Raw genomic sequence first — 9,088 nt, 5'->3', positions numbered from 1 at the left:
TCGACAAGGCGGTGGCCCTCGGGTTCGACGCCGTGGCTACCGGCCACTACGCCCAGGTGGTCGTCGGCGCCGACGGGGGCCGGCAGCTGCACCGGGCCGTCGACCCCGCCAAGGACCAGTCCTACGTCCTCGGCGTCCTCGAAGCGGACCAGCTCGCGAGGTCGTTCTTCCCCCTCGGCGACACGACGAAGCCGCAGATCCGCGAGGAGGCTGCCGCCCGAGGCTTCTTCGTGGCGAGCAAGCCCGACAGCCACGACATCTGCTTCATCGCCGACGGTGACACCCGGGGTTGGCTCACGAAGCGCCTGGGCGAACAGCCGGGCGACCTCGTCGACCCCAGTGGCGCCGTCGTCGGAAAGCACCAGGGCGCATACGGGTTCACCGTGGGCCAGCGACGCGGGCTCGGGCTGTCCCGCGACATCCTCGACGGCGAGCCGCGCTACGTCGTGGCCGTCGAGGCGGCCAGCAACACCGTGGTGATCGGCACCGGCGACCTGCTCGGCGTCGACGTGATCGTGGGCCACCACCCCCGCTGGTGCGGCGCGGCGCCGGAGGGCGTCGTCGCTGTCGGGGCGCAGCTGCGGGCACACGGTGACGAGGTCCCGGCCACGGCGTGGGTCGCCGGCGAGAACAGCGACGAGGTCCATGTACGCCTCACCGAACGCCTCCGGGGCGTCGCGCCCGGGCAGTCGGTGGTGCTTTACGACGGGACGCGCGTGGTGGGCTCGGCCACAATCACCCGAACGGACAGGTCACTGGCGCACGCAGCACACTAAGGTTTCAACGAGGTCTGACGATGCGAGCCATCGGGAGAGTCGATGACGTCGAGCAGCGCTCTTGACGGGGAGGTGACACCTCGAGTTCGCGCGCTCTGTATGACGTTTCCTCGCACCCTGGAGCGTCGCAGCCACGGCGAGGCATGCTGGTTCGCCGGGGGGAAGCGGATGTTCGTCATGTTTGCCCGCCACCACCACGACGACCGGGTGGCGCTGTGGGCGGCTGCTCAGGATGGTGTGCAGCGCCACGTCATGGAGGACAGTCCGACCCAGTTCTTCCGGCCTCCATATGTCGGTGCCCGCGGCTGGGTGGGGATGTGGCTGGACGACCACCCCGACTGGGACCGGGTGGAGCTGGTCGTGGAGGAGGCGTGGCGGTGTATCGCCGGCCCACGGCTGGTCAAGGAGTGGGACTCCCGCACCTGACCCCGGCGCTCGCGGGTGGTGTTCACGGGCGGGTCACGCTGAGGGGTCAGGCGCTGAGTCAGGGGAGTCAGGGGGGGTCCGAGCCGTGGCGTTTCTCCTGGGCGATGAGCGCGTCGAGGTCGGTGAGTCGGTCCAGGCCGCTGAGGGCCCGCATCATCCGGTGGTTGCCGGAGAGGCTCTGTCTGTTGCGGTCGAGGTAGGCCCAGTACCCAGCCGTGAACGGGCACGCGTCCTCACCGACGCGCTTCCTCGGGTCGAACCGGCACCCACCGCAGTGGTCGGTCATCCGGTTTAGGTACGCGCCTCCGGAGACGTACGGCTTGGTCGCCATGATCCCGCCGTCGGCGTGCTGGGACATCCCGACGACGTTGGGCACCATCACCCAGTCGTATCCGTCGACGAAGGCCCGGTGAAACCAGTCGGTCAGCTCGTCGGGGCGCCAACCTTGTTGCGCCGCATAGTTTCCCAGGATCATCAACCGCGGGATGTGGTGGACCCAGCCGTGGTCACGCACCTCGGCCAGGGTGTCACGAAGGCAGGCTGCCTCGGTCGCGTCCGCATCCAGCTCGTTGAACCAGTCGGGGAGCTGGCGCCTCGCGTCGAGCCGGTTCAGGTGCCGGTAGTCCTGCCCCAGGTGCCAGTAGAGGTGCCACACGTAGTCACGCCAACCGATGACCTGACGCACGAACCCCTCGGCGGACTGCAGCGGAACCGAACCGCTGCGGTATGCCACCTCGGCCCGCTCGACGACCTCGACCGGGTCCAGCAGCCCCAGGTTGAGGGGCGCCGACAGCAGTGAGTGAGCCATCCAGGAGTCGCCTCGCAGAACGGCGTCCTCGTGGGGACCGAACAACGGGAGCCGGTGTTCGACGAAGTCCTCCAGGGCAGCGAGCGCTTCGTCCCGGGTGGCCGCGAACCGGCGGGGACCGTCCCGGCCGAGGAACCGGACGTCCCCGTCGCGTTCCCAACGGTCGAGATCGGAACGGACCTGCTCGTCGATCTCGTCCTCGACGGGCCACCGCGGTTCGGGCGGTCCCAGTCGGGCCTTGCCCTTGGGCGGAGGCTCCCGGTTCTCGGCGTCGAGGTTCCACCGTCCTCCCTCCGGACGGTCCCCGTGCATGAGGACGCCGAGGCGGCCGCGGGCATCCCGGTAAAAGTCCTCCAGCAGCAGGCGCCGCTCGCCCCGGCTGGCGGCCCAACGGGCGAACTCGTCCTTGCCCGTTGCGAACCCGCGCGCGGGCAGCCGCTCGATGTCGCGCTCGCGAGCGATGCGCTGGACCAGGTCTACCGCCGCCCACGAGGTGGGGTGGATGACCTGGAGCGGACCCGAGGTCTCCTCCAGCGCGTCGCGGTAGGTGTCGCTGCGCGCATACCGGCAGCGGGCGCCGAGCTCTGCGGCCCGGTGCCGCATGGCGGCGAGCACGAGGTGCGCCTTCTGTCGGTGGAACACGCGTCGGGCAAATACTCGTCGCGACTCGACGAGCAGCACGTCACCGTCGTGGTCGTCGAGGAAATGGGGTCCCAGCTGGTCCCCGAAGATCCAACGGACCGGCATACCGGTCGACGCTAGCCCGGCGGGGTGGCTCCTGCCACTCGCGGATAGCCTCGGGGCCGTGACGACGGTGACTGGGATGGGTTCGTGGCCGGGGACCGACGTCCGGGAGACCCTCCGGCTGGTCCGCGACACGGTAGGCGCGCTGGGCGACGACAGCGAGAGCCACGGGGTCACGGGCCTGACCTACCTGCCCGAGCTTCCGTCTCGTGGGCCTGGCGCCGACCTCGTCGCCCGCGGGCTGGGGCTGCTCGTCGACCTGCCCGTCGACCTCCAACCCTCGGGCTGGCGGATCGTGGACCGGCCGGGACATGACCTCGGCCGCACGCGGGCGTTTCTGCGTGAGGATCTCGACGAGCTGGCCGACGCCTACGACGGCTGGACGGGTCCGCTCAAGGTCCAGGTTGCCGGTCCGTGGACGCTGGCCGCGAGCACCTGGATGCCTCGCGGCGAACGGGTGGCGGGTGACCCGGGTGCGTCGCGTGACCTTGTCGACTCGTTGGCTGAAGGGGTCCGGGAGCACCTGGCCGCGGTCCGACGTCTCGTCCCGGGCGCCGATGTCGTGCTCCAGCTCGACGAACCGTCACTGCCGGCGGTTCTCGCCGGGCATCTGCCGACCGCGTCCGGATACGGCGTCGTCCGCGCGGTCGACCCGGCGGTGGTGTTGGCCGGGCTGCAGACCGTGCTCGCGGCCTCGAGCGAAGGGTCAGAGCCGGGCCTGGGGGCGGCTGCCGGCGCACCCGCAGCGCGCCGGCCGCTCGTGCACTGCTGCTCGCCCGACGTCCCGCTCCCGTTGTTGCGGCGCACCGTCGCTGATCTCGCCGTCGACACCTCGTTGCTCGGACCACGCGGCTGGGAGGGCGTCGCGGTCGGCATCGAGGAGGGCATGACGCTCTACGCCGGTTGCGTCCCGAGCGTGCCCTCCGCGGCGGGTCCGCCCCGCGCCCAGGACGTCGCGGCGGGGCTGGTCCGGCGGTGGCACGAGCTCGGTCTTCCAACGGCAACGTTGGGAGACCTGGTGGTCTCGCCTGCGTGCGGGTTGTCCGGGCTCACACCAGAAGCCGCCCGGCGCGTCCAACAGGTATGCATCGACGTGGCACGGGAGCTCGCGGAGCGGGCCTCGGGGTGAGTCGGATCCCCTGGCAGGTCAAGTTCGGGGCTCTGGCGCTGATCTGGGGCGCCTCCTTCCTGCTGATGAAGATCGGGCTGGAGGCGTTGCAGCCGGTCCAGATCGCCACGTTGCGGATCGTGTCGGGGACATTCACCGTGCTGCTGACGGCGTTGGTTGTCAGGTCCGAGCTGCCGCGCACGGCCCGCGTATGGGGTCACCTCGCCGTGTCGGGGTTCTTCCTGTGCTCGCTGCCCTTCACCCTGTTCCCGCTGGGAGAGGAGCGGGTGTCCTCCGCGCTCGCCGGCATCGGCAATGCGACGACGCCTCTCGCGACGGTCGTCTTCGGGCTGCTGTTCTTCCCCGGCGAGCGGGTCACGGCCCGGACGATGTGGGCCGTCGTCGGCGGCTTCCTCGGCGTGGTCGTCATCATGCAGCCGTGGGCCGCCCTGGGGCGCCCGGACCTGCTCGGGTTCGGGCTGACCCTGCTGGCCGGGGCTTCCTACGGTCTGGGATGGTCCTACCTCAAGCGCTTTCTCGGCCCCAGTGACGTCGGGGGTCTCGGGCTGCCCGCTGCGCAGCTCGTCATGGCCTCGGCTCAGATGGTCGTCGTCATGGTGGTCTGGTGGCTGCTTCACCGCGGTTCTGTTGAAGGAACGAGGCTGGCGGCGCCATGGTCACTGTCCCCCGCGCCGGTCTCGGGCACCACGTCGGCGGTCTGGCCGGTGCTCGCCGTCCTGACGCTGGGCGTCGTCGGGACCGGACTCGCGTTCGCCCTGCAGTTCGACGTCGTCCGCGCGGTGGGACCGACGGTCGGGGCGACAGTGACCTACGTGATCCCGGTGGTAGCCATCGTGCTCGGCATTGTCTTCCTGCACGAGCGGCTGTCGCCAGCCCAGGTGGTCGGTGCTGTCGTCGTCCTGTCGGCGGCCGTCCTCATCGGTCGGCCGTCCATCAAGCCCCGTAGCGGCCCGCCGGCGCAGGCCACAGGGAGCCCGACGTCCGGGAGCTCAACCCGCACGCATACCTGACCGGGCCTCGAGGTCAGGCAATGTCTAGGTCAGGCAGTCGAGGTCAGGCAGTCGAGGTCAGCCAGCGAGCGCCGAGCTGGCCTTCCACTTGTCGTAGCTGACGTTCCAGTCGCTCCAGCCGTTGCCGGCCTCGATGCCCCGGCTGGAGCCTGTGACCACGACCGGGTCGCCGATATTGACCAGGGCGAACAGCCAGGCCGCGTTGGCGGTGCTCATCCCGATGCATCCATGGCTGACGTTGACCTTGCCCTGGCTGCCCACCGACCACGGCGCTGCGTGGAGGAACTCACCGGAGTTCGTCTCGCGCATGGCGTACTTCACGTCGGGGATGTTGTAGTAGTTCGGGTCACCCGGCTCGATGCCGACGGTGTTGGCGTCCATGCGCAGCGTCGCGAACTTCTCCATGATGACCTTGGTGCCGCTGCGCGACTCGAACCCGGCCTTGCCGCCCGTGATCGGGATCGTCCTGGCGACCGCGCCACCCACGACCACCTGCATCTGATGGGTCGCCAGGTTGGCCTGCATCACGGTGGACGAGCCGACCGTGAAGCTGCCGCTCGTCGACATCTGGCCGTAGGTGCCGTTGCCCGCGGAGACGCTGTTGATGTCCACGTTGATGCTCACCTTGGTGCCGGGCTGCCAGTAGCTCGCCGGGCGCCAGTGCGCTTCACTGCTGCTGACCCAGCCCCACGAGCCCTGTTGCGGCGGGACGGACGTGACGGACATCTTCTTCTCGAAGGCGGCCTTGTCCTGAACCGGGACATCGAACCGGACGATGACGGGCATCGCGATGCCGACCGTGGCGCCGTCGGCCACGATGCTGGGGTAGATCTGCTGCTTCTTGGACAGTGCCTGGGTGGTGAACTGCGCGTGCTGGGTGGCCTCGGTGCCCTCGGCGTTCTTGCCCTTCATCGTCAGCGAGTAGGACGTCGCCGGCTCGAGCAGGCTGGTGGCGGTCCACGAGGCGCCTGCCGGGTCGAGGTTGCCTTCGACGTTGATGTCCCCCTTCTTGGGGTCCTTGTAGGTCAGGGTCACATCGGTCACCACACCGTTCTTGGCCGCGACGCTGACCACGGTGTCGACCGGGACCTTGGACTCGGCGTTGACGCTGGGGGTGAGCACGACGCTCGGAACCGGCGGCGTGGTGGTGGTCGTGGCCGGCTGCGAGCTGGTGGCCGACACCGCCTGCCCCCCGCCCGCGGTCGACGAGGCAGACGCGCCGCCACCGGGGACGGTGCACGCTCCCAGACCGAACGCGACGACGACCGCACCAGCGAGGAACCCGAGGCGCGTCGGTCCAGCGGCGATCCGGACGGATTCGCGCGAGGCGGCACCGAGCGTGGGCGAGCGGGGGCAGATCACCATGCGTGCGTTCTCCCGAGGCAGGACGTGACGTGGGCAGAGTCTCGCCCACGAACCAGTGTCTCCGACGTGAGTCTCCTGACCAAATCCCGACATGCTGGACTTGGCTGACCGATGTCCGACCGTTATCAAGCGCCGCCCACCCATCCGAGGAGACGATCTGTGGAGCACAACTGGTCCGGGAACCACCGGTACGCCGGCCGGCTCATTCGACCGGCCACGCTGGGGGAGCTCGCCGAGCTCGTCGGTGCCGCACCGCGGGTGCGGGCGCTGGGCTCTCGCCACTCGTTCACCGACATCGGCGACGCCGGGTCGATGGGCGGCTCCGCTGGCGCTGCCGGGTCCACCGGTGAGCCCGGTGTGCTGGTGTCTCTCGACGGGCTGCCACCCGTCTTCTCGATTGCGCAGACGGGTGCGGCCACCGGCGCCGAGACAGAGGAGCAGGGCAGCACCGTGACGGTGGGTGCGGGGATGCGCTACGGCGAGGTCTCCCGGCGACTGCACAAGCAGGGCTGGGCGCTCGCCAACCTCGCTTCGCTCCCGCACATCTCGGTCGCCGGCGCGGTGGCCACCGGGACGCACGGGTCGGGCGACACCAACGCGTCGCTGGCCACGGCCGTCGCCGCGATCACCCTCCTGGACGCGAGTGGCCGGGAGCGGCGGCTGGCTCGTGGCGATGCCGACTTCGACGGGTCCGTCGTCGGGCTGGGGGCCCTCGGGATCGTCACGACCCTCACGCTCGACATCGAGCCGACCTACGAGGTCCGCCAGGATGTCTGGACGGACCTGCCGGGCCGCGCGGTCGAGGACCACCTCGACGAGATCACCGGGAGTGGTTACTCGGTCAGCCTGTTCACGGACTTCTCCGACCGCACCTTCGCTCAGGCCTGGGTCAAGACCCGGGAGGAGTCTGCTCCCGCGGTGTTCTTCGGTGCCCGCCGGGCGACCCGGCAGCTGCACCCCGACATCGGGGCGGTGGCCGACGGGGTGACCCAGCAGGGCGGCATACCGGGTCCGTGGCTGGACCGGCTTCCGCACTTCCGGATGGAGTTCACCCCGAGCCACGGCGCCGAGCTGCAGAGCGAGTACCTCGTGCCGCGGCCTCGGGTGCTCGACGCGCTGGAAGCTATGCGCCGGCTGCGGCCCGTGTTTGCCGGGCTGTTGCGGGTCTCGGAGCTGCGCACGGTGGCGGCCGACGGGCTCTGGCTCAGCCCGGCCTACGAGACCGATGTGGTCGGCTTCCACCTCACCTGGGAGCTCGACGAGCCGGCCGTGTATGCCGTGCTGCCGGCGATCGAGACGGCGCTCCTGCCGCTCGGCGCGCGACCGCACTGGGGCAAGTGCTTCGTGGCGACGTCGGCCGAGCTCGAAGCGCTCTATCCGCGGATGGCCGACTTCCGAGCGCTCCGGGGGCGGGTCGACCCCGACGGCACATTCGGCAACGCGTTCCTCGACCGCGTGGTCGGCGGCTCCGACAGCGTGGCCGGCTCGGTCACGGGGAGGTAGCTGTCGGTGCCGTGCGGCAGGATGTCCGCGTGGCGACGGGCGCGAGGACCATCAGGTGACAAGCCGATGAGGAGCCGATGACAAGCAGGGACGCGGGGGCTTCCGACGCACCGTCGACCATCGAGGCGACGGGCGTCCCGGCCGAAGCTCTGCACGAGTGGACCGAGGTCGCGCAGGAGGCGAGTGCGGCCCAGTTCGCCTACCACGTGCGTGATGCGCCGACGATCAGCGACGCCGGGTACGACCGCCTCATCCGCCGGCTCAACGAGCTCGAGGAGCACTACCCGGTGCTGCGGACGCCGGAGAGCCCGACCCAGCTCGTCGGGGGCGCGATCTTCTCCACCGACTTCCAGGCGGTCGACCACCTCGAGCGGATGCTCAGCCTGGACAACTGCTTCTCGGCGGCAGAGCTGGAGGCGTGGGCGGCTCGTGCCGCACGCGATGCCAACGGCGCGGTCTATCACTTCTTGTGCGAGCTGAAGATCGACGGCCTCGCGGTGAACCTGCTCTACGAAAAGGGTCGCCTGGTCAGGGCGCTGACCCGCGGTGACGGGCGTACGGGCGAGGACGTCACCAACAACGTCCGCACCATCACGGGCATCCCGCACCAGCTGACAGGGTCCGGCCATCCCGCGCGGGTCGAAATCCGCGGTGAGGTCTTCTTCCCGGTCGAGGGCTTCGAGGAGCTGAACGCCTCCCTGGTCGCGGCGGGCCGGGCGCCGTTCGCCAACCCCCGCAACAGTGCTGCCGGCTCGTTGCGCCAGAAGGACCCGCGCGTCACTGCCAGCCGCCCACTGCACATGCTCGTACACGGGATCGGGCTGCGCGAGGGGCTGGAGCTGGCCCGGCAGTCGCAGGCATACTACCTGTTCCGCGAGTGGGGCCTGCCGATCTCGACCCACTACCGGGTCCTCGACACGATCGCCGAGGTCGAGACGTTCGTGACCCGGTTCGGTGAGGAGCGGCACAGCGTCGAGCACGAGCTGGACGGCGTCGTGGTCAAGGTCGACGAGATCGCGGTCCAGCGTCAGCTCGGGTCGACGTCTCGTGCCCCTCGATGGGCCATCGCCTACAAGTACCCGCCGGAAGAGGTCAATACCCGCTTGCTCGATATCCAGGTCAACGTCGGCCGCACCGGACGGGTCACCCCGTTCGGGGTGATGACGCCGGTGGTCGTCGCCGGTTCGACGGTCGAGCGCGCCACCCTCCACAACGCCGACGAGGTTCGCCGCAAGGGCGTGCTCATTGGTGACACGGTGGTGCTCCGCAAGGCGGGCGACGTGATCCCCGAGATCGTCGGGCCGGTCGTCGAGCTGCGCGATGGGAG

Annotated in this window: 8 protein-coding genes; 6 read left to right on the top strand and 2 right to left on the bottom strand. The window is 70.1% G+C overall.

Annotated elements, in window-relative coordinates:
- On the top strand, positions 1-776 hold a 776-nt coding region (locus ABI385_RS08255), incomplete at its 5' end, for a tRNA methyl transferase PRC-barrel domain-containing protein (protein WP_348103273.1).
- Positions 777-818: 42 nt separating this feature from the next.
- Positions 819-1,202: an MmcQ/YjbR family DNA-binding protein gene (locus ABI385_RS08250; RefSeq protein WP_348103272.1), complete on the top strand. Its 384-nt coding sequence runs from the start codon at positions 819-821 to the stop codon at positions 1,200-1,202.
- Positions 1,203-1,269: 67 nt separating this feature from the next.
- Here the strand turns inward: ABI385_RS08250 and ABI385_RS08245 are convergent, their stop codons facing one another.
- On the bottom strand, positions 1,270-2,757 hold the full coding sequence (locus ABI385_RS08245) for a cryptochrome/photolyase family protein (protein ID WP_348103271.1): 1,488 nt from the start codon (positions 2,755-2,757) through the stop codon (positions 1,270-1,272).
- Between the two features lie 58 nt (positions 2,758-2,815).
- On the opposite strand from ABI385_RS08245, the gene ABI385_RS08240 reads away from it, so the two are divergent.
- On the top strand, positions 2,816-3,883 hold the full coding sequence (locus ABI385_RS08240) for a methionine synthase (protein ID WP_348103270.1): 1,068 nt from the start codon (positions 2,816-2,818) through the stop codon (positions 3,881-3,883).
- On the top strand, positions 3,880-4,893 hold the full coding sequence (locus ABI385_RS08235) for an EamA family transporter (RefSeq protein WP_348103269.1): 1,014 nt from the start codon (positions 3,880-3,882) through the stop codon (positions 4,891-4,893). The genes ABI385_RS08240 and ABI385_RS08235 overlap by 4 nt, the downstream gene beginning before the upstream one ends.
- Positions 4,894-4,950: 57 nt before the next feature.
- On the opposite strand, the gene ABI385_RS08230 is transcribed toward ABI385_RS08235, so the two are convergent.
- The gene (locus ABI385_RS08230) at positions 4,951-6,258 is read right to left on the bottom strand and encodes an Ig-like domain-containing protein (protein ID WP_348103268.1); all 1,308 of its coding nucleotides are present in this window, start codon (positions 6,256-6,258) and stop codon (positions 4,951-4,953) included.
- 159 nt (positions 6,259-6,417) lie between these two features.
- Between ABI385_RS08230 and ABI385_RS08225 the strand changes: the two genes are divergently transcribed.
- The gene (locus ABI385_RS08225; RefSeq protein WP_348103267.1) at positions 6,418-7,761 is read left to right on the top strand and encodes a D-arabinono-1,4-lactone oxidase; all 1,344 of its coding nucleotides are present in this window, start codon (positions 6,418-6,420) and stop codon (positions 7,759-7,761) included.
- Between the two features lie 77 nt (positions 7,762-7,838).
- Positions 7,839-9,088: NAD-dependent DNA ligase LigA (gene ligA / locus ABI385_RS08220; RefSeq protein WP_348103266.1), on the top strand; the 1,250-nt coding region annotated here is incomplete at its 3' end.

Origin of the sequence: Lapillicoccus sp. (assembly GCF_039935575.1) — a bacterium.
Classification (GTDB): domain Bacteria; phylum Actinomycetota; class Actinomycetes; order Actinomycetales; family Dermatophilaceae; genus Lapillicoccus.
Note: the sequence above shows the minus strand (reverse complement) of the source record. Positions and strands in the feature narration are given on the sequence as shown.

Bases quoted from the DNA above. Each gene is read 5' to 3' on its own strand.
- ABI385_RS08250 (WP_348103272.1), top strand. From the start codon at position 819: ATGACGTCGAGCAGCGCTCTTGACGGGGAGGTGACACCTCGAGTTCGC.
- ABI385_RS08245 (WP_348103271.1), bottom strand. From the start codon at position 2,757: ATGCCGGTCCGTTGGATCTTCGGGGACCAGCTGGGACCCCATTTCCTC.
- ABI385_RS08230 (WP_348103268.1), bottom strand. From the start codon at position 6,258: ATGGTGATCTGCCCCCGCTCGCCCACGCTCGGTGCCGCCTCGCGCGAA.